Source organism: Cupriavidus sp. D384, assembly GCF_001652915.1.
Lineage (GTDB): Bacteria > Pseudomonadota > Gammaproteobacteria > Burkholderiales > Burkholderiaceae > Cupriavidus.
Window position 1 is genome coordinate 31,758 of the sequence record NZ_BBQI01000096.1, and the last position, 22,503, is coordinate 54,260.

Below are 22,503 nucleotides of genomic sequence, written 5' to 3' on the forward strand. Positions count from 1 at the left end.
ACGTTAAAGGTTGTGTAGGGGAGTCGCCAAGTTGGTCAAGGCACCGGATTTTGATTCCGGCATTCGAAGGTTCGAATCCTTCTTCCCCTGCCATTACTTCCTATAGTGTCCGGAACGGACATGCAGATATCGCTACCGGCGCTGGCCGGTGGCGCAAAGCTCCCCCAGCAGCAAGACAGGTGCCCCGAATGAGCGTCGAAGGCTTGATGGTATTTACCGGCAACGCCAACCCTAAACTCGCGGAGGCTGTCGTACAGCACCTCGGCATTCCGCTGGGCAAGGCCCTGGTTGGCCGTTTCTCCGACGGTGAAGTTCAGGTCGAAATCCAGGAAAACGTTCGCGGCAAGCACGTCATCGTGCTGCAGTCCACCTGCGCGCCGACCAACGACAACCTGATGGAACTGATGGTGATGGTCGATGCGCTCAAGCGCGCCTCGGCACGCAGCATCACCGCCGCCATGCCATATTTTGGCTATGCGCGCCAGGATCGCCGTCCGCGTTCCGCCCGCGTCGCCATCTCGGCCAAGATCGTGGCCAACATGCTCGAAGTTGCCGGTGTGGACCGCGTCCTGACGATGGACCTTCACGCCGACCAGATCCAGGGCTTCTTCGATATCCCCGTCGACAACATCTACGCTTCGCCGGTACTGCTGGGCGACCTGCGCGAAAAGAGCTACGGCGACCTGCTGGTGGTTTCGCCGGACGTCGGCGGCGTGGTGCGTGCCCGCGCACTGGCCAAGCAGCTCGACTGCGACCTGGCCATCATCGACAAGCGTCGTCCCAAGGCCAACGTGTCCGAGGTGATGAACATCATCGGTGAAGTGGCTGGCCGCAACTGCGTGATCATGGACGACATGATCGATACCGGCGGCACGCTGTGCAAGGCTGCCCAGGTGCTGAAGGAGCGTGGCGCGCTGAAGGTGTTTGCGTACTGTACGCACCCGGTGCTGTCGGGCGGTGCCGCTGCCCGTATCGCGGCTTCGGAACTGGACGAAGTGGTGGTCTGCGACACGATTCCGCTGTCCGACGAAGCCCGCCAGTCCGGCAAGATCCGCCAGGTTTCGACCGCCCCGCTGCTGGCCGAAACCTTCACCCGGATCGTCAAGGGTGACTCGATCATGTCGCTGTTTGCCGACCACTGATCGGTAAACAAGCGCAGGGCTGGTAAAAGCCTGCTAGAATTTTGGGTTTACCGCATTGGCCACCTCAGGGTGGCCAATGTGATTCATGCGGTACGATTTGAGTGTCGTATCGTTAGTCGAGGCTGTCTGGTCGCGGACAGCCTTCTTCACATCTGGAGTTGAACATGAAAGTAGTCGCTTTCGAGCGTAGCGTACAGGGAACGGGTGCGAGCCGCCGCCTGCGCAATTCGGGCAAGACCCCCGGCATCATCTACGGCGGCGCCGCCGAGCCGAAGATGATCGAACTGGATCACAACGCCCTGTGGCACGCCCTGAAGAAGGAAGCGTTCCACTCGTCGATCCTGGACCTGGAAGTGGCTGGCAAGGCTGAAAAGGCCCTGCTGCGTGCATTCCAGATGCACCCGTTCAAGCCGATGGTTCTGCACGTTGACTTCCAGCGCGTGTCGGCCACGGAAAAGATCCACGTGAAGGTGCCCCTGCACTTCATGAACCAGGAAACCGCTCCTGGCGTGAAGCTGGGCCACGGCATCGTGAACCACATCATGAACGATCTGGAAGTGTCGTGCCTGCCGGCCGACCTGCCCGAGTTCATCGAAGTGGATCTGGCTGCAGCCGAGCTGAACCAGACCATCCACCTGTCGGACCTGAAGCTGCCGAAGGGCGTGACCGCCATCACCCACGGCGACGACAACCCGGCCGTGGCCAGCATCTCGCTGCCGGCTGGTGCCCAGTCGACCGAAGCTGCTGAAGGCGAAGGCGAAACGCCGGCTGCCTAAGCTGCCTGCGCTTCACGAAAAGACCGCCGGTTCGCCGGCGGTTTTTTTTCGTACGCCGTTTTCGCGTATCCTTTCACGCCTGCTTTTTCGCTTTCTTCAGCCCATGATCAAGCTCATCGTCGGCCTCGGCAATCCCGGGGCGGAATACGAGGCCACCCGTCACAACGCCGGTTTCTGGCTGGTCGACCAGCTCGCCCGCGCGGGCGGCACCACGCTGCGCGTGGAAGGCCGCTTCCACGGCCTGGCCGGCCGTGCGCGGCTGTGGGACCAGGACATCTGGCTGCTCAAGCCGTCCACGTTCATGAACCGCTCGGGCCTGTCCGTGGTGTCGCTGGCGCGCTTCTACAAGATCCTGCCTGACGAAATCGTCGTGGCGCATGACGAGATGGACCTGCCGGCCGGCTCGGTCAAGCTCAAGCGCGGTGGCGGCTCGGGCGGCCACAACGGCCTGAAGGACATCTCGGCTCACCTGACCACCCAGGATTACTGGCGCCTGCGCCTGGGCGTAGGCCATCCGCGCAATGCCCCCGGCGGCTCCGCCGGCGGACGCGAAGATGTGGTCAACTTTGTGCTGAAGCCGCCACGCAAGGAAGAACAGCAGGCCATCGACGAAGCGATCGACCGCTGCATGGGCCCACTGGGTACCCTGGCGCGCGGCGAGAGCGAGCGCGCGATGATGGAATTGCACACGGGCCGCTGATCCGCCAAGCGGCGTCGCGCCATGAAAAAACCCCGCCGGCCTTGCGGTCGTGCGGGGTTTTTCGTTTCTGCTTGTCTGCTTTGTGGGGCCGGAACGAAGTGGCCGGATGTGCCTCCGGCTTCAGGCCGCGTGCTTGGCCGCCGTGAGCAGCCGGTAGCGTTGCATCAGCACCTCGTGCGTTTCGATGCGGTTCGGGTCCTTCGGAATGCAGGCCACAGGACAGACCTGCTGGCATTGCGGTTCATCGAAGTGGCCGACGCACTCGGTACACTTGTTGGGGTCGATCTCATAGATCTCGGGCCCCATCGAGATGGCTTCGTTCGGGCACTCGGGTTCACAAACGTCGCAATTGATGCAGTCGTCGGTGATCAGTAGCGCCATGATGGTTCCTTCCAGCGACCCGCCCGCGCCCGGACTGGCCACGTCGGCGGAATCGAAGCCCGTATTTTATTCCGGTTTGCCAATCTTCTCCTGAAGCCAGCGCTCCACGGAGGGGAAGACAAACTTGCTGACATCGCCGCCAAGCACGGCGATCTCGCGCACGAACGTGCCGGAAATGAACTGGTACTGGTCGGACGGCGTCAGGAACATCGTCTCGACATCGGGCAACAGGTAGCGGTTCATGCCGGCCATCTGGAATTCGTATTCGAAATCCGAGACCGCCCGCAGGCCCCTTACGATTACGCGCGCATTGTTCTTGCGCACGAAATCCTTGAGCAGGCCCGAAAAGCCTTCCACCCTGACGTTCGGGTAGTGGCCCAGCACTTCGCGGGCGATGCCGATACGCTCTTCGAGCGAGAAGAACGGGCGCTTGTTCGGGCTGTGCGCCACGCCGACCACGAGTTCGTCGAAGATATTCGACGCACGACGGACGAGATCCTCGTGTCCCCGGGTCATGGGATCAAAAGTACCGGGATAGACGGCGACGACCATGTTTCCTCCTTTGGGGCTGCCCGTTGCCGGCCCGCGATACCGGGGCCGCTCTCGAATACTGCCTACGTGACGGGCGTTGGACAAACAACAGCGGCGTAGTGTAACCCCAAACGCAGCTTTTGGAAGTCCGCCCGGCTGCCTTTTTGCCGCATTGCAGCAGGGCCGCAAACGCTTGCCCGGCGCGGCAAACCGCCTGGCAGTTGTCATATGACCGGCGTAATTCGAAGGTACCTGATTGGTACGCGTTCCTAGTCCGCGCCGTGGCCTGCGCGATGCTGCAGCAGGTGGAAATGCACGGCGCCGGCGCGCGCCTGGCGAATGATCTCCAGCGACGCCGGCACCGGCGCGTCGGCGCCGATCAGGGCCTTGTCCGATTCGACGTAGACCACGCCGCCTGGCCGGGTCAGGCGCGCCGCGTGCTCCAGCGCGGGCCCGATCCAGTCCTCGGCAAACGGCGGATCCAGGAACACCACGTCAAAGCCGGCAGCCGGCATCTGTGCCGCTGCGGCGAATGCATCGGCCTGGACGATCCGCACCTGCGAGGCGTCGAGCTTGTACTGGTTGTCGCGCAGCTGCTTCGCCACGCGCGGGTTGGCTTCGACCATCGTCACCGCCGCCGCGCCACGCGAGGCGGCCTCGAATCCCAGCGCCCCCGAGCCCGCGAACAGGTCCAGGCATATCAGGCCGGCCAGGTCCTGACCCAGCCAGTTGAACAACGTTTCCCGGACACGGTCAGGCGTGGGACGCAGTCCCTCGGCTTCAAGCACCGGCAGCAGCGAACGTTTCCAGCGGCCGCCGATGATGCGCACCTGGGCCGGTGTCTGGCGGGGCTGGCTGGACAGGGAAGTTCGCCCGCGCGGTGCGGGCGAAGGTCGGGATTGCGGATTCATGCCGTGATTGTAGAGCCTGCCACGCCCCGGCACAGCGCCGCGACGTGCCCTGCCCCACGATCAGGCCGGAAGATCACTTTTCCGGGCCGCCGACGATGACCGTCGCCATGGCGTCCGGATGCACGTGGCGCTGGAAGGCTGCACGCACCTGATCGCGCGTCACCTTGTTGATCTGGGCGGTCCACGTGTCCAGATAGTCGAGCGGCAGGCCGTACCAGCCGATATTGGCGACGTTGGTCAGCAGCTTGCGGTTGCTGTCGATGCGCAGCGGGAAGCCATTGACCAGGTTGTCCTTCGCCGCCTTCAGCTCGGCGTCGGTCGGGCCCTGCGCCACGTACTGGGCCAGGATCTGGCGCACCAGGCCCAGCGCCTCGTTGGTGTTTTCCTTCTTGGTCTGCAGCGTGATGCTGAACGGCCCCGGCTGCTTGGACGGCGCGAAGTAGCTGTCCACGCCGTAGGTCAGGCCCCGTTTTTCGCGCACCTGGTCGGTCAGGCGCGAGCTGAAGCCGCCGCCGCCCAGCACGTAGTTACCCACCAGCAGCGGGAAATAGTCGGGATCGCCACGGGCGATGGCCGGCGCGCCGATCGCCACGCTGGCCTGCTGCGCCGGGTGCGGAATACGCTTCTCGCTGGCCGGAATCGTCATCTGCACGTCGGGCAGTTTCGGTGCCGCCGTGCCATCGGGCAGGCCACGCGTCATGTCCTCGGCGATCTGCTCGGCCTGCTTGCGGTCGATGGCGCCGATAAGGGTCACCACGGCGCGTTTGGCCGTGTAGTTGTCGCGCCAGAACTTCAGCAGGTCATCGCGCGTGATCGACCCCACCGATTCCGGCGTGGCCGAAACGCCATACGGATGGGCAGGATAGATCGCCTTCGACAGCGTCTTGTCGGCGATCACACCGGGGCGCGTATCGCCCTCGCGAATGGCGGTGATCAGGCGCTGCTTTTCGCGCGCCACCACCGCGTCGGGATAGGCCGGCGCCTTGATCAGCTGCCCAGCCAGGCGCAGTGACTGCTCACGTTCCGACGAAGCCGTCAGCGTACGGAGGCCAATGCCGCCCCGGTCACCGCCGGCGGCGCCGCCAAAATCGGCGCCGGTATCGGCAAACGCGTCGGCAATCTGGGCCTCGTTACGGGCGGGCTGCCCGTCCTGCGCGTTCGCGCCCTTGTCGAGTAGCGCCGCGGTCAGCGTGGCCAGGCCGGACTTGCCGGGCGGGTCATAGCGGCTGCCGGCGTCGAAGTCGATATTGACGTCCAGCATCGGAATCGACGGGCTCGGCACGAAAAACACCTTGGCGCCGGTGGATGCCGTCCAGCTTTCAATGGGAATGGCGGCCTGTGCAACGGTGCCGGCCAGCAGCGCGGCGGCCCCGCAGGCGGCGCCAGCCAGGCGGCGCAACAGACGCGGAGACGCGATGGTCATGACGGACAGGGACATTCTTTCTCCTTTCCTTGGACTCTGTCCTCAGTGGCGCAGGCCTTCAGGGGCTGCGGCCTTCGGCTTGTTGGGGTCGATCGGCTGCGGCAGCAGCGTTGCCACGGTCAGGTTGTCGTCGCTGAAATACTTGGCGGCAACCGCCTGCACCTGGGCCGGCGTGACTTCCTTGACCTTGTCGAGCATGCGGTCGATCTGGCGCCACGAGATATTCGAAATCTCGGCCACGCCGATCTCCATGCCCTGCCCGAACACCGAGTCGCGCTTGTAGATCTGCCCGGCCACGACCTGCGCCTTGACGCGCTTGAGCTCTTCCTCGGACACGCCGTTCTTCGCGATGCGTTGCAGTTCCTCGCGCAGCGCCTTCTCGATTTCCTCTGTGGTGTGGCCACTGGCCGGCGTGCCGTCGAGCACGAACAGCGATTCGTTGCGGTTGATGCTGTCGTAGCCCACGTTCACGTCATCGGCCAGGCGCTGCTGGCGCACCAGTTCGCGCGTCAGGCGGGCGTTGTCGTAGCCGTTGAGCACGGCCGACAGCACCTCCAGCGCATACGGGTCGACGTCCTTTTCCACGTCGTGCAGGCGCGGCACCTTGTAGGCCAGCACGATGTACGGGTTCTCGGCCGGCGCCTTGACCCAGATCCGCTTGATGCCCTGCTGCGGCGCCTCGAGCTGCGTCTTGCGCAGCGGCAGCGGGCGTGGCTTCAGCTTGCCGTAGTAGCGCTCGGCCATTGCCCGCACCTCGTCGGCCTTGACGTCGCCGGTCACCACCAGCAGCGCGTTGTTCGGCACGTACCAGGTCTTGTACCAGTCCTGCACGTCTTCCACGCGCATGTTGACCAGGTCGTCCATCCAGCCGATCACCGGATGCCGGTACGGCATGGCCGTATATACGGTAGCCAGCAGCTGCTCGTAGACCTTGCCGCGCGGGGAATCATCGGTACGCAGGCGGCGTTCTTCCATCACCACCTTCATCTCGCGGTCGAACTCTTCCTTCTTGATGATGAGGTTGGCCATGCGGTCGGCCTCCAGCTCCATCATCCTGGGCAGGTACTGCTTGGCGATCTGCTGGTAGTAAAGCGTGAAGTCGCGGTTGGTCAGCGCGTTCTCGCGCCCGCCCAGCAGGGCGATCTGGCGCGAGAATTCGCCGATCGGCACCTTGGGCGTACCCTTGAACATCATGTGTTCGAGCATGTGGGCCACGCCCGTGGTGCCGCTGACTTCGTCGCTGCCGCCGGCCCGGTAGTAGATCTGGTGCGCCACCGTGGGCGCGCGATGGTCTTCCTTGACGATCACGCGCATGCCGTTGGACAGGCGGAATTCGGTCGTGCCGGCCTCCGTCTGTCCCACCTGGCCGGCCGTGGCCATGCCTGACGGTGGCCCCTGCGGGGTGGTCGCCCGCGCGGTTTCCCCCTTGGCCTGCGCCCAGGCGGTGCCCGCCAGCGGGCCGGCAAGCGAGGCGACGATCAGGGTGGAAAGAAGGCGCCGCGAGAATCTGGCGGCGCCGGTGGACGGCGATACGATGCGGGCAGCGCCCGATCCGGACAAGTCAGCGCAATGGTTCATGCGACCCCGTCTGCTAGAATTTTGGCGATTGATTCTACCGGGGTATTGACCCCTTTCCCAATGTTTAGTTTCTGGAAGAAGCGCAAGGCCGAGCCGGCTCCCGCGCCCGTCGAGCCGCCGGCCGCTGCGCCTTCGCCCGCTCCCTCGCCGGCACCGGCCCCTGCGCCTGTCGCGGCGCTGGTCCCCACGCCGGCCGTAGCGCCTGTCCCCGCGCCCGCACCGCTTCCCGCCCCGACACCTGCTCCGGCCTCCGTGCCGGTGCCAGTTCCCGTCCCGGTGCCGGTGCCGGTGCCGGTGCCCGTGCCGGTCCCTGTGCCGATGCCCGCCCCCGCGCCGGCGCCGGTTCCTGCCCCCGCCCCTGCGCCGGTTCCGGTTCCTGTCCCCGTGCCCGTGCCGGCACAGGTGCCGCCGCCCCCGCCCGCCCCGGTCGCCTACGAGCCGCCTGTGGTCGAGGAAATGGAACTGGTGCCGCCGCCCGTGCAGACGGCCGAGGCCAAGCGCGGCTGGATGTCGCGCCTGAAGGCCGGGCTGTCCAAGACCAGCCGCAATATCGGTGTACTGTTTGTCGGCGTGAAGGTCGACGAGGCCCTGTTCGAAGAACTGGAAACCGCGCTGCTGATGTCGGATGCAGGCGTCGAGGCCACCGAGTACCTGCTCGGCGAACTGCGCCGCCGCGTGAAGAGCGACCGGATCGAGACGGCCGACGGCGTCAAGGCCGCGCTGAAAGACCTGCTGGTCCAGCTGCTCAAGCCGCTGGAAAAGACCATGGAACTGGGCCGCGAGCAGCCGCTGGTGATGATGATCGCCGGCGTGAACGGCGCGGGCAAGACCACCAGCATCGGCAAGCTCTGCAAGCACTTCCAGAGCTACCACCAGTCGGTGCTGCTGGCCGCTGGCGACACGTTCCGTGCCGCCGCGCGCGAACAGCTGACCATCTGGGGCGAACGCAACAACGTGACCGTGGTGGCCCAGGAAAGCGGCGACCCGGCCGCCGTGATCTTCGACGCCGTGAACGCCGCGCGCGCCCGCAAGATCGACATCGTGATGGCCGACACCGCCGGCCGCCTGCCCACGCAGCTGCACCTGATGGAAGAACTCAAGAAGGTCAAGCGCGTGATCGGCAAGGCCATGCCCACGGCCCCGCACGAGTGCCTGCTGGTGATCGACGCCAACACCGGCCAGAACGCCCTGGCACAAACGCGCGCCTTCGACGACGCGCTGGGCCTGACCGGCCTGATCGTGACCAAGCTCGACGGCACGGCCAAGGGCGGCATCCTGGCCGCCATCGCCCGCCAGCGCCCGGTGCCGGTGTACTTCATCGGCGTGGGCGAGAAGGTGGAAGACCTGCAGCCGTTCAAGGCCGAGGAATTTGCGGAGGCGCTGCTGGGGTGATACCCAGCCGGCGTTCCGGCCCTACAAAGGCAAAGCCCCGCTGACGCGGGGCTTTGCCTTTGCAGATGACGCCTTGTCCTAACAGTGGACTTGCCGCGATACGCTACTCTCCGTCCTCACGAACGACTTCATGGTGCTGGAGGCCGCAGACAAGTAGTGAGATCCAGAGCGCTACCAGCGGTCCCGAATGCGCGGTTGCCAAAGCCAATTTCCATTCGTGCTGGAATCCCAGAATGGATATCGCCAGATTAATCCAAACTGGCCAAACGCCTATTCGCTATCCGGCTGCGCTCCCGGTGCCGCCTTCTGGAACGCTTCCAGTTCCATGCAGTTGGCGTGGATCTTCGCGCTGGTCGGGAACGGGGTCAGGTCCACGTTGAAGCGCTGCGAGTTGAAGACCTGCGGCACCAGGCACAGGTCCACCAGCGTCGGCGTATCGCCAAACGCGTAGCGGCCCACACGGCCCAGTTGCTGCAGGTTCACCTCCAGCGACGCGAAGCCCTGTTCGATCCAGTGCCGGTACCAGGCGTCCTTGGCTTCCTCCGACACCTTCAGCTCGTGCTTCAGGTACTTGAGCACGCGCAGGTTGTTCAGCGGATGGATCTCGCAGGCGATTTCCTGGGCCAGGCCACGCACCACGGCGCGGTCGAACGGGTCTTTCGGCAGCAGCGCCGGCTCGGGATGGGTCTCGTCGAGGTATTCGATGATCGCCATCGACTGGATCAGCGGACGGCCGTCGACTACCAGCGTGGGCACCACGCCGTCGGCATTCAGAGCGCGGTACTCGGGCTTCAGCTGCATGCCGCCTTCCTTGAGCAGATGCACGCCCTTGTAGTCGTACGGCAGGCCCTTCAGGTTCAGGGCGATGCGTACGCGAAACGAGGCCGAGCTGCGGAAGTAGCTGTGGAGCGCGAGCATGGCGTCAGACCACCTTGACGGTCAGGTCGCCCACACCGGCCACGTGGCACTGCATGATGTCGCCCTTGACCACCGGGCCCACGCCTTCGGGCGTGCCGCTGTAGATCAGGTCGCCCGGCTGCAGGTCGAACAGCTTCGACAGGTACGACACCATCTCCGGTACCGACCAGATCAGGTCCGACAGGTCGCCGCGCTGCTTCTCCACGCCGTTCACGGCCAGCGTCACGGCGCCCTTTTCGGGGTGGCCGATGGCGGACACCGGCACGATCGGGCCGATCGGCGCCGACTTGTCGAACGCCTTGCCCGTTTCCCAGGGGCGGCCGGTCTTCTTCGACTCGTTCTGCAGGTCGCGGCGCGTCATGTCCAGGCCGATGGCGTAGCCGTAGACGTGGCTGGCAGCCTGGTCCACGGGGATGTCCTTGCCACCCTTGCCGATGGCCACGACCAGTTCCACCTCGTAGTGGCAGTTGCCGGTGCCCGGCGGGTACGGGAACGTGCCTTCGGTGTTATCGGCCACGTAGCTGACCGCGTCGGACGGCTTGCAGAAGAAGAACGGCGGTTCGCGGTCGGGATCCGAGCCCATTTCACGCGCATGCGCGGCATAATTGCGGCCCACGCAATACACCCGGCGCACGGGGAAGCTTGCGCTGCTGCCACGGACCGGGACCCCCACGGGGGCCTGGGGGGCAAATACGAACTCGGTCATCCAAACTCTCCTGCTTTCTCTTTTTTGATGGAATGCCGCGCCGGTGCATTCGGCGTGCCCCGATCGAAAATCGGGGGCGCGGCAGGGGCAAAGCATACACCCGGCGTACGGTGGCATACAGTGAAAGCAAACCCGGCGCGAATCTTGCATATTGCACTGCAACCAAGCGACCGCCATGAACCGCCGCACTTCGCCTCCACCTGCCAGTCCCACGCCGGCCGCAGGCTCCCGCACCCTGAGCATCCTGCTGGTGCGGGATCCGCATGACGCCGATCCGCTCAACGTGGAGACCATCCGCGCCGGATTGGCGCAGGCCGGCTTCACGGCGGTGCAGACCGTGGATGCCGACTTGCGGCTGCCCGAGGTGATCGCGGCCACGCTGCCCGACCTGGTCATCATCGCGTCCGAATCGGCCGCCCGCGACACCATCGAGCATGTCTGCGTCTCCACCCAGCACGCGCCGCGCCCGATCGTCCTCTTCACCGACAACGACGATTCCCAGCGCATCAAGGCCGCGCTGTCGGCCGGCATTACCGCCTATATCGTCGACGGATTGCGCGCCGAACGCGTCAAGACCGTGCTGGACGTGGCCTATGCCCGGTTCGAACTCGACCAGCAACTGCGCGCGGAACTGGACGCCACCAGGCTCAAGCTGGCCGAACGCAAGACCGTGGAACGCGCCAAGGGCCTGCTGATGGAGTCGCGCGGCATCACCGAGGACGAGGCCTACAAGCGGCTGCGCTCGATGGCGATGGAACGCGGCATCAAGCTCGTGGAAGCCGCCCAGCGCGTGATCGACGTGATGGGCTGACGCCCACCCGCGCCGTTCGGTCTGCAATCTCCCTTCCGCACCCGTCCTCCGCACCGTCTCCCTCGCCAGCCCGGTGCATGCAGGGGCCTGGCGCTGCACCACTCCCGCCGGCTCGCCCCCCTTCCCGCACGATTTCGAACGGTCGCCCCGTTCCCAGACGGCAGCCCGCGGGCCGTTGCGTGCACCGTCCGCATGCCTGGCGCCTCTGGCTGGTGAAAAGCGCCGCCAGCCGCACGGATTTGTGCACCGCAATGTGCATGGCATGGCGCTTGCGTAATCGCTGGCAAGGCCAACGACGGCCGGCATCACCCTGGCAGTACCCGGCATCACCACAACATGTTTGCACGCGTGCCAAAGGCGGCACGCGCGGCAGCGGACAACGGCGTCCTGCACCGCACCTCCCGGCTTCTGGCGAATCCTGGGGCTGCGGTCAGGACGCCTTTTTTCTTCTCGGAGCCATCGCAATGCCCTCTCGCCTCAAGATTGCCAAGCCCAACGTCGCCGACAATGCCGCCGCCGACCATGCGCCCGCCAGCCACGGCCGCCGCCGTGCCCTGGCTACCATTGCCGGCGCCAGCGTGATGACGCTGGTCGACCCGCTGGTGCGCAGCGGTGCCTGGGCAGCCGGCTCCGACGCGCCCGAGAAGACCGAGGTCAAGATCGGCTTCATCCCGCTGACCGACTGCGCATCGGTGGTCATGGCGTCGACACTGGGCCTCGACAAGAAATACGGCATCAAGATCACCCCGAGCAAGGAAGCATCGTGGGCGGCCGTGCGCGACAAGCTCGTCAATGGCGAACTGGACGCCGCGCATGTGCTCTACGGCCTGATCTATGGCGTGCAGCTCGGCATCGGCGGCCCGAAGAAGGACATGGCAGTGCTGATGAACCTGAACCACAACGGCCAGGCCATCACGCTGTCGCAGAAGCTGGCGGAAAAGGGCGTCAAGGATGGCGCCACCCTGAAGGCGCTGATGACCCGCGAGAAGCGCGAGTACGTGTTCGCGCAGACCTTCCCCACGGGCACGCACGCCATGTGGCTCTACTACTGGCTGGCCGCCAACGGCATCAATCCGATGCAGGACGCCAAGGCCATCACCGTGCCGCCGCCGCAGATGGTGGCGAACATGCGCGTGGGCAACATGGATGGCTTCTGCGTGGGCGAACCCTGGGGCGCGCGCGCCATCGCCGACAAGATCGGCTTCACGGCCGAAACCACGCAGGCCATCTGGAAGGACCACCCCGAGAAGGTGCTCGGCACCACATCGGATTTCGTCCAGAAAAATCCGAACACGGCCCGGGCGATGGTGGCGGCGATCCTGGAAGCGTCGAAGTTCATCGACGCGTCGGCCTCGAACCGTCGCAAGACCGCCGAGACCATTGCGGCCAAGTCCTACGTCAACACCGACATGGACATCATCCTGGACCGCATGCTGGGCCGCTACAGCAATGGCCTGGGCAAGACCTGGGACGACCCCGATTCGATGAAGTTCTACCAGGACGGCCTTGCCAACTACCCGTTCCTGTCCGACGGCATGTGGTTCCTGACGCAGCACAAGCGCTGGGGCCTGCTGAAGGATCACCCCGACTACCTGGCCGTGGCAAAGCAGGTGAACCGCATCGACGTGTTCAAGCAGGCCGCCGCCGCCGCGCAGGTGCCGCTGCCCAAGAGCGATTTCCGCACCGCGAAGCTGATCGACGGCGTGACCTGGGACGCCACCAAGGACCCGAAGGCCTACGCCGACGGCTTCAAGATCAGGGCAGGCGCCCTCTGATCCCACACGCGTTGTTCGCGACCTGATCGCCCTCTTGGAAAGGAGCCTGCCGTGAATGCCATCGCCCCTGCCGTTACCCCCCCTTCTCCGCATGGAGCCGCCATGGATGCCGATGTCCTCGATACGGAAGCCAAGGAACAGACGCGCCGCCGCGCCCAGGAGCTTGCCGTCCAGGCCAGGCAGGCCGCGCGGCGCGACGCCGTTACCGGTCTCGTGCTCAAGTGCGTGCCGCCGCTGGCCGGTTTCGTGCTGTTCCTGCTGGTCTGGCACGGCGTCGCCACGCTGATCCCGGCGCTGCCCACGCCCGGGGCCACGTGGAATGCCGCCGTGCCGCTGTTTGCCGATCCGTTCTACCGCAACGGCCCGAACGACCAGGGCATCGGATGGAACGTGCTGGCGTCGCTGGCGCGCGTGGCGGCCGGCTTTGGCCTGGCCGCCGTGATCGGTATCCCGGCCGGCTTCCTGCTGGGGCGCTTCGCGTTCCTGAACGCGATGGCCGCGCCGGTGATCAGCCTGCTGCGGCCGGTGTCGCCGCTGGCGTGGCTGCCCATCGGCCTGCTGCTGTTCAAGGCCGCCAACCCGGCCGCGATCTGGGCCATCTTCATCTGCTCGATCTGGCCGATGGTCATCAACACGGCCGTGGGCGTGACGCGCGTGCCCCAGGACTACCTGAACGTGGCGCGCGTGCTCGATCTGTCCGAATGGAAGATCTTCCGCAGCGTACTGTTCCCGGCCGTGCTGCCGTACATGCTCACCGGCGTGCGGCTGTCGATCGGCACCGCGTGGCTGGTGATCGTGGCCGCCGAGATGCTGACCGGCGGCACCGGCATCGGCTTCTGGCTGTGGGACGAGTGGAACAACCTCAAGGTCGAACACATCGTCATCGCCATCTTCATCATCGGCGTGGTGGGCCTGGTGCTGGAGCACCTGCTGCTGGCCCTGGCGCGCCGCTTCAGCTACGGCAACGCCTGAACGGAGCCCCTGTCATGGAAAAATTCGTCAGCATCGAAAACGTCGGCCAGACGTTCAAGACGCGCAAGGGCCCGTTCGTGGCGCTGCGCGACATCAACCTGTCGATTGCCGAAGGCGAGTTCATCACGCTGATCGGGCATTCGGGCTGCGGCAAGTCCACGCTGCTGAACCTGATCGCCGGCCTGACCACGCCCACCGCCGGCGCGCTGATCTGCGCCGGGCGCGAGATCGCCGGGCCGGGGCCCGAGCGCGCGGTGGTCTTCCAGAACCATTCGCTGCTGCCGTGGCTGACCTGCTTCGAGAACGTCCACCTGGGCGTGGAGCGCGTGTTCGGCGCCACGGAGACCAAGGCGCAGCTGAAGGCCCGCACGCACGACACCCTGGCGCTGGTGGGCCTGACCCACGCGGAAGCCAGATATCCGCACGAGATCTCGGGTGGCATGAAGCAGCGCGTGGGCATTGCCCGGGCGCTGGCGATGCAGCCCAAGGTGCTGCTGATGGACGAGCCGTTCGGTGCGCTGGATGCGCTGACCCGTGCCCATCTGCAGGACGAGCTGATCAAGATCGTGGCGCGCACGAAGAGCACCGTGGTCATGGTCACGCACGACGTGGACGAGGCCGTGCTGCTGGCCGATCGCATCGTCATGATGACCAACGGCCCCGCAGCCACCATCGGCGAGATCCTGAACGTCGATATCCCGCGTCCGCGCGACCGCGTGGCGCTGGCCGACGACAGGACCTACCACGCCTGCCGCACGGCCGTGCTGGACTTCCTGTATCGCAAGCAGCGTAACCCCGCACTGCAGGAAGCAGCCTGACCCTCCGCGGGACGTTTCGCCGACGGAATCGTGGGCTATCATGAACCCCAACCCCACGATTCCGGCAGTCATCATGACCACTGCAACAGATTCGCCATTTTCGGCGGCAAAGTACATCAAGGAAATCGGCCGCGGCGTCAACGGCGCCCGCGCGCTGCCGCGTGAAGACGCCCAGGCGCTGTTCGACGCCATGCTGGCGGGCCGCGTTTCCGATATCGAATTGGGCGCCGTGCTGATGGCGTACCGCATCAAGGGCGAGGCCCCGCACGAACTGGCGGGCATGCTGGAGGCCGCGCACCAGCATTGCCAGCCGCTGGCCGCGCCGCCCGACCGGCCCGTGGTGGTCATCCCCAGCTACAACGGCGCGCGCAAGCAGCCCAACCTGGTGCCGTTGCTGGCGATGCTGCTGGCGCGCGATGGCGTGCCGGCGCTGGTGCATGGCGTGCGCGCATTCCAGGGCCGCGTCACCAGCCTGGCCCTGTTCGATGCCCTGGGTGTGCCGCTGTGCGCCACCACCCAGGCGGCCCAGGACCAGCTGCGCGCGGCTTCGAACCCGCTGGCCGTGCTGCCCATCGACGTGCTGTCGCCCGCGCTGTCCGCGCTGCTCGACAAGCGCGCCATCATCGGCCTGCGCAATTCGTCGCACACGATCGTGAAGATGCTGCAGCCGGTGGGCGCGCACACGCCGGCCGAGGCCTTGCGCCTGTACAGCTACACCCACCCCGAATACCGCGAAACGCTGACCGACTACTTCTCGCATGAACCGGCCAACGTGCTGCTGGGCCGGGGCACCGAGGGCGAGGTCGTGGCCGATGCCCGCCGCAGCACGCGCATCGACTGGCTGCACGACGGCCATCAGCGCACGATGGTAGACCCGGTGGGCGGGTCCATCGGCGAAGTGCCGGCGCTGCCGGCTGGTACCGACGTGGCCGACACGGCGGCCTGGATCCGCAAGGTGCTCGATGGCGCGGAGCCGGTGCCCGCGCCCATCGCCACCCAGGTTGCCACGATCAAGGATTGCCTGCAGCAGGCCACGCGGGTGGCCTGGGCCAGCCCGGTCTGACCGGCTGCCGGTGTGGGGCGGCCGGCATGCGTCGGCAGCCTCCGGGCTGCCTAGCGCCGTACCGGCAGCGGGATGCGCTCGGTTTCGCCGGGCACGTGCGGGAACTTGTCGTCCTGCCAGCGCTGGCTGGCTTCCTCGATGGCTTCCTTGCTGCTGGCCACGAAGTTCCAGAAGATGAAGCGGCGGCCGTCGGTCGGGTCGCCGCCCAGCAGCATCACGCGCGACGGCATGGTGGCGGTGATCGTCACCGGCTCGCCCGACGTCAGCACCACCAGGTGCTCGGCCGGCAGCGTCTCGCCATCCATTTCCAGGTTGCCGTCCACGGGATAGACGCCGCGCTGGACGTGTTCCGCCGGGATCACCAGGCTGGCGCCCGCATCCATCTCGATCGCCACGTAGAGCGTGCGGCTGTACACGCGCACCGGCGATTCGGCACCGAACGCATCGCCGGCAATCACCGTCATCCGCACCCCGGGCAGTTCCAGCTTGGGCAGCGTGGCGCCCGGATGATGGTGGAACGATGGCGGATCGTTCTCATGGGCCAGCGGCAGCGCCACCCAGGTCTGGATGCCGTGCAGGCGGGGGCCCGCCTCGCGCGCGGCGTCCGGCGAGCGTTCCGAATGGACGATGCCCGTGCCGGCCGTCATCCAGTTGACGTCACCCGGCCGGATCACCTGCTCGCTGCCCAGGCTGTCCCGATGCGTGATCTCGCCCTCGAAGAGGTACGTTACGGTAGCCAGGCCGATATGTGGATGTGGGCGCACATCCATGCCCTGCCCCGGCGTCATCTCTACCGGGCCCATATGATCGAAGAAAATAAACGGCCCCACGGTCTGGGTCGTGGCGGCGGGCAGCAGGCGGCGTACGGTGAACTCGCCGATATCCCGCACATGCGGCTTCAGCAAGTGTTCGATAGCAGACATGGAAACCTCTCCAAGGAATGGTGCAATGCGGCTGGAAAACAACTTCAGTGTAGCGAATCCCGCAATTCACCATCCCGAAATTGCAGTGAATTCGTCTGAAACCGATTGACCAGCGCCTTCTCTAATATTCCTGTCGGGAGAGAAAGCTGCCCGCCAGGCCTTGTGGATACTGGGACCGGGCCGGACACGCCCGCCGCCTCAAGCTATCGGATGACCGAAGGCGATGTGACGGAACTATCAACCCCATAGACCCTCTAACTTAGCACTCGTCCGGTTCGAGTGCTAATATGCGTTGCAATGCGGTGTCCTTCCGGGACACACCGGCAACCCACCGCCGGATGCGAAAGGAGTCATAGTGAACGCAGTCCTGTCTGCCGATCAAACCCAAGTTTCTCGCCGTCTGCCGACGGCGCCCCAGAGTGCTGCCGCGAACAGCCTTGCGCTGACGTTTCCGGGCACCCTGGGCAATCTGGAAAGCTATATCCAGGCGGTCCATCGCATTCCGATGCTCACGCCCGAGGAAGAGCTGAGCCTGGCCCGCGACCTGCGCGACAACGAATCCGTCGATGCCGCCCGCCGCATGGTGATGTCGCACCTGCGCCTGGTCGTGTCGATTGCCCGCCAGTACCTGGGCTACGGCCTGCCGCACGCCGACCTGATCCAGGAAGGCAATATCGGCCTGATGAAGGCCGTGAAGCGCTTCGACCCCGAGCAGGGCGTGCGACTGGTGTCGTATGCAATGCACTGGATCAAGGCCGAGATTCACGAATACGTGCTGAAGAACTGGCGCATGGTCAAGGTGGCCACCACCAAGGCCCAGCGCAAGCTGTTCTTCAACCTGCGCAGCCACAAGCAGGGTGCGCATACCTTCACGCCCGAGCAGATCGAGGCCGTTGCGCGCGAGCTGAACGTGAAGCCCGAGGAAGTGATGGAAATGGAAACCCGCATGTCGGGTGGCGATCTGGCGCTGGAAGGCCAGGTTGACGATGGCGAGGAAGAATTCGCCCCCATCGCGTACCTTGCGGACAACCACAACGAGCCGACCAAGGTCATCGAGGCCAAGCACAACGACCGCCTGCAGGTGGAAGGCCTGGAAGAAGCACTGGGCAAGCTCGACCCGCGCAGCCGCCGCATCATCGAAGCGCGCTGGCTGGACGTCAACGACGACGGCTCTGGCGGCTCCACGCTGCATGAGCTGGCCGACGAATTCGGCGTGTCGGCCGAGCGTATCCGCCAGATCGAGGCGGCCGCGATGAAGAAGATGAAGGGTGCGCTGGCGGCATTTGCCTGATCCACGTTCCCGCGGCAACGCGAAATGCAAAAGGCCGGTCGATTGACCGGCCTTTTTGTTTGCCAGAGACGCCCGGCATCGCCGCCAGGCGCCCGCCGGCGTCCGTCAGGACATCAGCGCCTTCAGGTCGTGGGCAATCGGCTCCGGGCCCTGGCCGTGGCGGATAAACAGCCGCAACTGGCCGCTCTGGTCGAACACATAGCTGCCGGCCGAGTGATCCATCGTGTAGTTGTTCGGCGACGAACCCGGCACCTTGGCGTAGTACACCTTGAAGTCCTTGGTCACCTGCTTGAGCGCGGCCTCGTCGGCCGGGCGCAGGCCCAGGAAGCGTGCGTCGAACGCCGGCACGTACTGACCCAGCAGCGCACCGGTATCGCGATCCGGATCCACCGTCACGAACAGCACCTGCACCTTGTCGGCATCGGGGCCCAGCTGCTCCATCACCTGCTTGAGCTCGACCATCGTGGTCGGGCAGACGTCCGGGCAATGCGTGTAGCCGAAGAACATCAGCACCACCTTGCCCTTGAAGTCGCCCAGCGTGCGGATCTTGCCCGTGGGGTCCTGCAGGGCAAAGTCCTTGCCGAAATCGCTGGCGCCCGAGATATCGACATTCTTGAACGACGGCTTCGGCTGCCCGCAGGCGGCCAGTAGCGCGGTGCAAAGGGCGAGCAGGCAAAGGCGGCGGAATGTGGCGAAAAAGCCAGGTGCGAGATTCGGCATGCGTCGAAGCGATGGGAAGCAAGATACGCCCGGAAGTATCGCCGATGATGCCGGCCGTGACCTCCGGGCGCGGCAAGATGCCGCAGGCAGACCGATCAGACCTGCGGCACGAACTTGAAGTAGTGATCCACCAGCAGTGCCGCAAACAGCAGCGACAGGTACAGGATCGAGTAGCGGAAGGTGCGTTGCGCGAGCTGGTCCGAGTAGTTGCGGAACAGCTTCCAGGCGTAGCCCAGGAACACCAGGCCCAGACCCAGCGCGGCGGCCAGGTAGATGACACCGCTCATGCCATAGACGAACGGCAGCAGCGTGGCCGCGATCATCACCAGCGTGTACAGCAGGATATGCAGCAGCGTATAGCGCTCGCCGTGGGTGATCGGCAGCATCGGCAGGCCCGACTTGGCATAGTCGGCACGGCGATACAGCGCCAGCGCCCAGAAGTGCGGCGGCGTCCACGTGAAGATGATCAGCACCAGGAACCAGGCCTCGGCCGGCACGGTACCCGCCACGGCGGCCCAGCCCAGCGCGGGCGGCATGGCGCCCGACAGCCCGCCGATCACGATGTTCTGCGGCGTGGCCGGCTTCAGCAGGATCGTGTAGACCACCGCGTAGCCCAGGAACGTGGCGAAGGTCAGCCACATCGTCAGGTCGTTGGCAAATACGTGCAGCAGCCACATGCCGGCGCCGCCCAGGATGGCGGAGAAGATCAGCGTCTGCGTGGTGGTGATCTCGCCGGTGGCCGACGGGCGCCAGGCCGTGCGGCGCATCAGCGCGTCGATCTTCTGTTCCACCAGGCAGTTGATGGCAAAGGCCGCGCCGGCCAGCAGCCAGATACCGGCGGCGCCGCCGATCAGCACTGACCAGGGCACCATGCCCGGCGTAGCCAGGAACATGCCGATGACGGAGCAGAACACGGCCAGCTGCGTCACGCGCGGCTTGGTCAGGGCGGCATATTGACGGGCCAGGTGACGAATCCGGCCCACGGAAGAGTGGGGGTGGGTAGCGGTAACCACGGGGGGCATCTTGTCCTTCATGTGGCGCGCGCCGCAATTGCGGATTGGGCGGCGGCGCCTGCGGAGCGGGTCGCGAGGCCGATATTGTAGTTGAGACGGAGCAACAGCATCAGCAACAGGGCTGCTCCGCCGTTATGTGCCACCGCCGCCACCAGCGGCCAGTCGAACACGATGTTGGACATGCCGGTGGCAAGTTGCAGCGCCAGCACGGCCAGCAGCCACTTGCCGTGGCGCGCCAGCCCTTCCAGCCTGCGCGCCCGCAGCCCGAACCACAGCAGGTAGCCCAGCACCACGAACGCAAAGCCGCGATGCACCCAGTGGATGGCCACCAGCGCGGCGTGCGGGATGTAGTCGCCATCGGCCGTCATGCCCAGCTGGCGCCACAGCGTGAAGCCGTGGCGGAAGTCCATCTCGGGCACCAGCTGGCCGTTGCAGAGCGGGAAATCGGTACAGGCCAGCACCGCGTAGTTGGTACTGACCCAGCCGCCCAGGAAAATCTGGATCACCAGCAGCACGATCGCCAGCAACCCCGCCCAGCGCAGCGATGCGGCCTGTGGTGCCACGCCATGCGGGCGGTCGTTGCGCGAGCCCAGCCAGATCAGCGACGCCAGCAGCAGCATGGCAAGCATCAGGTGCGTGACCACGATGATCGGCTGCAGCTTCATGGTGACCGTGAGCATGCCGAAGGCACCCTGCACGCAGACCAGCACGAACACCGCCGTGGCGAACCAGGGCGACTGCCTCAGTTCGCGCCGCTTTACCCACGCCAGCACCATCAGCGAGATGATCAGCACGCCCACTGCCATGGCGAAATAGCGATGGATCATCTCGATCCAGGCCTTGACCAGCGTTACCGGGCCGCTTGGCAGCGCCGTCTCGGCGGCGCGGATCGGCTCCATCGCCGCGTGCGGGTTCGAATGTCCATAGCAACCGGGCCAGTCCGGGCAGCCCAGGCCGGAGTCGGTCAGCCGCGTGAAGCTGCCGAACATGATCAGGTCCAGCGTCAGGAACGCCGTGATCCACACAAGCTTGCGATATTTGTCACGGCTGCCGCGCACCATCACATAGGACAGTGGCAGCAGGGCGATCAGGATGCCAATGATGGCGAGCTGGAGCAGCATTTCGGTACAGCCGGTAATTCAATAAAAAACGATCAGGTCAGATCGGTTGGCGCATCAGGTATGTCAGGCGCGTCAGCCGATGCGGGAATACTTGAGCAGCTTCTTGAGGTCGCTGCTCACCTTCTTGGGGTCGGGGTCCTTCGGCCAGCGCATCATCAGGTTGCCGAGCGGGTCGACCAGATAAATCATGTCCTCGACGCGGCTGCCTTCCTGGGCCGGCAGCCATTGCGCGATGGCCGCATGGTCCATGCGCAGGAAGCGCACGCCGGCATACGGCTCGTTGTAGGCGGTAGATAGCCGATCGTCCACTTTACCGGCATCCTGGATCAGCCAGACCGGCACGATCCGCTCGCGGTCCTCGCCCTGCCCCGCGCGAATCTGGCGCATCGTGAACAGCTTGCGCGCACAGGCATCGTCACAGGCGGAAGGATCGGTCATCAGCATCAGCCACTTGCCGCGCATCGACGTCAGCGGCACCGCCTCGCCGCGCTCGTTCACCAGTTGCGCCGCCGGCATCGGGCGCTGCGGGTCCACCAGCGCGCCATAGTTGGTGCTGCCGCCCGTCGGCTTGATCACGTAGTAGGTGAAATACGAGAACAGCACCGGCGATGCGCACACCAGCAGCAGCATCAGCATTTGCAGACGGCCACGGCGCGTGCGGGCGTCGATGCGGGGGTCGGGCGTGGCCGAGGGGTCTTGCTGCGGCATGGGGGATGTCTGTACGTTCATCGTTCGATCAATCTGATCTCTGTCGATCATTCGGTTACCGTGGCCTGCCCGGCATCGCGCCGGGCGCGGCGCCAGCCCATCACGGCCACCAGCACCACGGTCAGCGCGGCCAGGCCGAACCACTGCGCGGCGTAGCCATAGTGGCGGTCGGCCCCGAAATCGGCGGGCGCCCAGTCGCGCGCCAGGCCGTCGCCATTGTTGGTCGACTGTTCCAGCACCACGGGCAGGAGTGGCGCACCGGTCTCACGCGCATACGCGGCAAGGTCGATATTCTGACGTATCTTGCGCCCGGCCTCCGCGGCAGGGTCCTGGCCCAGGCTGTACACGCGCGGCACGGCGGCCAGCGCGGTGCCCTCGACGGTGACTTCGCCGGCCGGCGTCGGGAATGGCGCGATGCGCGTGCGGTCCTGCGCGTCGCGCGGCAGCCAGCCGCGCAGCACCAGCACCTGGCCGCCATCGGCCAGCTTCAGCGGCGTCAGCACCAGAAAGCCGGCACGGCTGTCGGTACCGTTGCCGTGCGGCCGGTTGTCCAGCAGCAGGGTCCGGCCATCGTCGAAACGGCCGCGCGCACGCACGTGGCGGTCTACCAGTGCCGCAGCGTCGGCCTGGCGTGCTGACAGATCCACCGGTGCCTGGGCCGCCAGCGCGGCCAGCCGCGCGGCGCGGTCGGTCTTCTCGTGGGCGCGGCCCAGTTGCCAGTTGCCCAGCGCGCAGGTCACCGCGATCACCACCAGCGCGGCAATCATCGGCACCGGGCCCGGCGCACGCCAGCGCCTGCGGGTCGTCACGGGTTTCCTCCGGCGGCGGCG

23 protein-coding genes and 1 tRNA gene are annotated in these 22,503 nt (G+C 65.9%); 11 read left to right on the forward strand and 13 right to left on the reverse strand.

Annotated elements, in window-relative coordinates; all coding sequences use genetic code 11:
* The first annotated feature begins 16 nt into the window (after positions 1–16).
* The 4 genes from A9J21_RS23655 (at position 17) to pth (ending at position 2,618) form a co-directional block, all read left to right on the forward strand.
* Positions 17–93, forward strand: a tRNA-Gln gene (locus A9J21_RS23655).
* 95 nt (positions 94–188) lie between these two features.
* Complete coding sequence (locus A9J21_RS23660) at positions 189–1,142, forward strand: ribose-phosphate pyrophosphokinase (RefSeq protein WP_066739710.1); 954 nt, start codon at positions 189–191, stop codon at positions 1,140–1,142.
* A gap of 164 nt (positions 1,143–1,306) precedes the next feature.
* Positions 1,307–1,918 (forward strand): 50S ribosomal protein L25/general stress protein Ctc, encoded by a 612-nt coding sequence (locus tag A9J21_RS23665; RefSeq protein ID WP_066739711.1) that lies wholly within the window; start codon positions 1,307–1,309, stop codon positions 1,916–1,918.
* Between the two features lie 103 nt (positions 1,919–2,021).
* The gene (pth, locus tag A9J21_RS23670) at positions 2,022–2,618 is read left to right on the forward strand and encodes an aminoacyl-tRNA hydrolase (RefSeq protein WP_066739712.1); all 597 of its coding nucleotides are present in this window, start codon (positions 2,022–2,024) and stop codon (positions 2,616–2,618) included.
* 120 nt (positions 2,619–2,738) lie between these two features.
* On the opposite strand, the gene A9J21_RS23675 is transcribed toward pth, so the two are convergent.
* The 5 genes from A9J21_RS23675 to A9J21_RS23695 all read right to left on the reverse strand — a co-directional run bounded on the left by A9J21_RS23675 (position 2,739) and on the right by A9J21_RS23695 (position 7,442).
* Positions 2,739–2,999, reverse strand: coding sequence for a YfhL family 4Fe-4S dicluster ferredoxin (locus tag A9J21_RS23675; protein WP_066739904.1), 261 nt, complete (start codon positions 2,997–2,999; stop codon positions 2,739–2,741).
* Between the two features lie 66 nt (positions 3,000–3,065).
* On the reverse strand, positions 3,066–3,551 hold the full coding sequence (gene coaD / locus A9J21_RS23680; protein ID WP_066739714.1) for a pantetheine-phosphate adenylyltransferase: 486 nt from the start codon (positions 3,549–3,551) through the stop codon (positions 3,066–3,068).
* A 248-nt stretch (positions 3,552–3,799) separates the two neighbouring features.
* A complete protein-coding gene (gene rsmD / locus A9J21_RS23685; RefSeq protein ID WP_197497555.1) occupies positions 3,800–4,441 on the reverse strand; it encodes a 16S rRNA (guanine(966)-N(2))-methyltransferase RsmD in 642 nt (213 codons plus the stop codon).
* 73 nt (positions 4,442–4,514) lie between these two features.
* The gene (locus tag A9J21_RS23690; protein WP_066739718.1) at positions 4,515–5,879 is read right to left on the reverse strand and encodes a pitrilysin family protein; all 1,365 of its coding nucleotides are present in this window, start codon (positions 5,877–5,879) and stop codon (positions 4,515–4,517) included.
* 27 nt (positions 5,880–5,906) lie between these two features.
* Complete coding sequence (locus A9J21_RS23695; protein ID WP_066739721.1) at positions 5,907–7,442, reverse strand: pitrilysin family protein; 1,536 nt, start codon at positions 7,440–7,442, stop codon at positions 5,907–5,909.
* 60 nt (positions 7,443–7,502) lie between these two features.
* On the opposite strand from A9J21_RS23695, the gene ftsY reads away from it, so the two are divergent.
* Positions 7,503–8,834, forward strand: a complete 1,332-nt coding sequence (gene ftsY / locus A9J21_RS23700; RefSeq protein WP_404851413.1) for a signal recognition particle-docking protein FtsY — start codon at positions 7,503–7,505, stop codon at positions 8,832–8,834.
* Between the two features lie 270 nt (positions 8,835–9,104).
* On the opposite strand, the gene maiA is transcribed toward ftsY, so the two are convergent.
* Positions 9,105–9,752, reverse strand: a complete 648-nt coding sequence (gene maiA, locus A9J21_RS23705; RefSeq protein ID WP_066739725.1) for a maleylacetoacetate isomerase — start codon at positions 9,750–9,752, stop codon at positions 9,105–9,107.
* A 4-nt stretch (positions 9,753–9,756) separates the two neighbouring features.
* On the reverse strand, positions 9,757–10,458 hold the full coding sequence (locus A9J21_RS23710; protein WP_066739728.1) for a fumarylacetoacetate hydrolase family protein: 702 nt from the start codon (positions 10,456–10,458) through the stop codon (positions 9,757–9,759).
* A gap of 175 nt (positions 10,459–10,633) precedes the next feature.
* Between A9J21_RS23710 and A9J21_RS23715 the strand changes: the two genes are divergently transcribed.
* The 5 genes from A9J21_RS23715 (at position 10,634) to ybiB (ending at position 15,897) form a co-directional block, all read left to right on the forward strand.
* Positions 10,634–11,269: an ANTAR domain-containing response regulator gene (locus A9J21_RS23715; RefSeq protein ID WP_066739731.1), complete on the forward strand. Its 636-nt coding sequence runs from the start codon at positions 10,634–10,636 to the stop codon at positions 11,267–11,269.
* A 464-nt stretch (positions 11,270–11,733) separates the two neighbouring features.
* On the forward strand, positions 11,734–13,044 hold the full coding sequence (locus A9J21_RS23720) for a CmpA/NrtA family ABC transporter substrate-binding protein (RefSeq protein ID WP_066739733.1): 1,311 nt from the start codon (positions 11,734–11,736) through the stop codon (positions 13,042–13,044).
* Between the two features lie 102 nt (positions 13,045–13,146).
* Entirely contained in the window at positions 13,147–14,016 is an 870-nt protein-coding gene (ntrB, locus tag A9J21_RS23725; RefSeq protein WP_066739740.1) for a nitrate ABC transporter permease, read from the forward strand.
* A gap of 14 nt (positions 14,017–14,030) precedes the next feature.
* Positions 14,031–14,834, forward strand: a complete 804-nt coding sequence (locus tag A9J21_RS23730; protein ID WP_066739743.1) for an ABC transporter ATP-binding protein — start codon at positions 14,031–14,033, stop codon at positions 14,832–14,834.
* A gap of 73 nt (positions 14,835–14,907) precedes the next feature.
* Positions 14,908–15,897 (forward strand): DNA-binding protein YbiB, encoded by a 990-nt coding sequence (gene ybiB, locus A9J21_RS23735; protein ID WP_066739906.1) that lies wholly within the window; start codon positions 14,908–14,910, stop codon positions 15,895–15,897.
* A 50-nt stretch (positions 15,898–15,947) separates the two neighbouring features.
* Here ybiB and A9J21_RS23740 read toward each other — a convergent pair whose 3' ends face one another.
* The gene (locus A9J21_RS23740) at positions 15,948–16,820 is read right to left on the reverse strand and encodes a pirin family protein (protein ID WP_066739745.1); all 873 of its coding nucleotides are present in this window, start codon (positions 16,818–16,820) and stop codon (positions 15,948–15,950) included.
* 355 nt (positions 16,821–17,175) lie between these two features.
* On the opposite strand from A9J21_RS23740, the gene rpoH reads away from it, so the two are divergent.
* Positions 17,176–18,111: an RNA polymerase sigma factor RpoH gene (gene rpoH, locus A9J21_RS23745; RefSeq protein WP_066739749.1), complete on the forward strand. Its 936-nt coding sequence runs from the start codon at positions 17,176–17,178 to the stop codon at positions 18,109–18,111.
* A gap of 105 nt (positions 18,112–18,216) precedes the next feature.
* On the opposite strand, the gene A9J21_RS23750 is transcribed toward rpoH, so the two are convergent.
* From A9J21_RS23750 to A9J21_RS23770, 5 genes are all read right to left on the reverse strand, one after another.
* Positions 18,217–18,831 (reverse strand): SCO family protein, encoded by a 615-nt coding sequence (locus A9J21_RS23750; RefSeq protein WP_066739752.1) that lies wholly within the window; start codon positions 18,829–18,831, stop codon positions 18,217–18,219.
* Between the two features lie 95 nt (positions 18,832–18,926).
* Positions 18,927–19,853: a heme o synthase gene (cyoE, locus tag A9J21_RS23755; RefSeq protein ID WP_082926582.1), complete on the reverse strand. Its 927-nt coding sequence runs from the start codon at positions 19,851–19,853 to the stop codon at positions 18,927–18,929.
* Between the two features lie 8 nt (positions 19,854–19,861).
* Complete coding sequence (locus A9J21_RS23760) at positions 19,862–20,965, reverse strand: heme A synthase (RefSeq protein WP_066739757.1); 1,104 nt, start codon at positions 20,963–20,965, stop codon at positions 19,862–19,864.
* 72 nt (positions 20,966–21,037) lie between these two features.
* Entirely contained in the window at positions 21,038–21,673 is a 636-nt protein-coding gene (locus A9J21_RS23765; RefSeq protein WP_231907021.1) for a cytochrome C oxidase subunit I, read from the reverse strand.
* Between the two features lie 47 nt (positions 21,674–21,720).
* Entirely contained in the window at positions 21,721–22,482 is a 762-nt protein-coding gene (locus A9J21_RS23770; RefSeq protein ID WP_066739761.1) for an SURF1 family protein, read from the reverse strand.
* Positions 22,483–22,503 lie beyond the last annotated feature (21 nt).

Bases quoted from the DNA above. Each gene is read 5' to 3' on its own strand.
- pth (WP_066739712.1), top strand. From the start codon at position 2,022: ATGATCAAGCTCATCGTCGGCCTCGGCAATCCCGGGGCGGAATACGAG.
- A9J21_RS23730 (WP_066739743.1), top strand. From the start codon at position 14,031: ATGGAAAAATTCGTCAGCATCGAAAACGTCGGCCAGACGTTCAAGACG.
- A9J21_RS23710 (WP_066739728.1), bottom strand. From the start codon at position 10,458: ATGACCGAGTTCGTATTTGCCCCCCAGGCCCCCGTGGGGGTCCCGGTC.
- A9J21_RS23760 (WP_066739757.1), bottom strand. From the start codon at position 20,965: ATGCTGCTCCAGCTCGCCATCATTGGCATCCTGATCGCCCTGCTGCCA.
- ftsY (WP_404851413.1), top strand. From the start codon at position 7,503: ATGTTTAGTTTCTGGAAGAAGCGCAAGGCCGAGCCGGCTCCCGCGCCC.
- A9J21_RS23720 (WP_066739733.1), top strand. From the start codon at position 11,734: ATGCCCTCTCGCCTCAAGATTGCCAAGCCCAACGTCGCCGACAATGCC.
- ntrB (WP_066739740.1), top strand. From the start codon at position 13,147: ATGGATGCCGATGTCCTCGATACGGAAGCCAAGGAACAGACGCGCCGC.
- A9J21_RS23665 (WP_066739711.1), top strand. From the start codon at position 1,307: ATGAAAGTAGTCGCTTTCGAGCGTAGCGTACAGGGAACGGGTGCGAGC.
- coaD (WP_066739714.1), bottom strand. From the start codon at position 3,551: ATGGTCGTCGCCGTCTATCCCGGTACTTTTGATCCCATGACCCGGGGA.
- rsmD (WP_197497555.1), bottom strand. From the start codon at position 4,441: ATGAATCCGCAATCCCGACCTTCGCCCGCACCGCGCGGGCGAACTTCC.
- maiA (WP_066739725.1), bottom strand. From the start codon at position 9,752: ATGCTCGCGCTCCACAGCTACTTCCGCAGCTCGGCCTCGTTTCGCGTA.
- A9J21_RS23675 (WP_066739904.1), bottom strand. From the start codon at position 2,999: ATGGCGCTACTGATCACCGACGACTGCATCAATTGCGACGTTTGTGAA.
- A9J21_RS23740 (WP_066739745.1), bottom strand. From the start codon at position 16,820: ATGTCTGCTATCGAACACTTGCTGAAGCCGCATGTGCGGGATATCGGC.
- A9J21_RS23660 (WP_066739710.1), top strand. From the start codon at position 189: ATGAGCGTCGAAGGCTTGATGGTATTTACCGGCAACGCCAACCCTAAA.
- A9J21_RS23690 (WP_066739718.1), bottom strand. From the start codon at position 5,879: ATGTCCCTGTCCGTCATGACCATCGCGTCTCCGCGTCTGTTGCGCCGC.
- cyoE (WP_082926582.1), bottom strand. From the start codon at position 19,853: ATGCCCCCCGTGGTTACCGCTACCCACCCCCACTCTTCCGTGGGCCGG.
- A9J21_RS23715 (WP_066739731.1), top strand. From the start codon at position 10,634: ATGAACCGCCGCACTTCGCCTCCACCTGCCAGTCCCACGCCGGCCGCA.
- ybiB (WP_066739906.1), top strand. From the start codon at position 14,908: ATGACCACTGCAACAGATTCGCCATTTTCGGCGGCAAAGTACATCAAG.
- A9J21_RS23765 (WP_231907021.1), bottom strand. From the start codon at position 21,673: ATGCCGCAGCAAGACCCCTCGGCCACGCCCGACCCCCGCATCGACGCC.
- A9J21_RS23695 (WP_066739721.1), bottom strand. From the start codon at position 7,442: ATGAACCATTGCGCTGACTTGTCCGGATCGGGCGCTGCCCGCATCGTA.
- A9J21_RS23750 (WP_066739752.1), bottom strand. From the start codon at position 18,831: ATGCCGAATCTCGCACCTGGCTTTTTCGCCACATTCCGCCGCCTTTGC.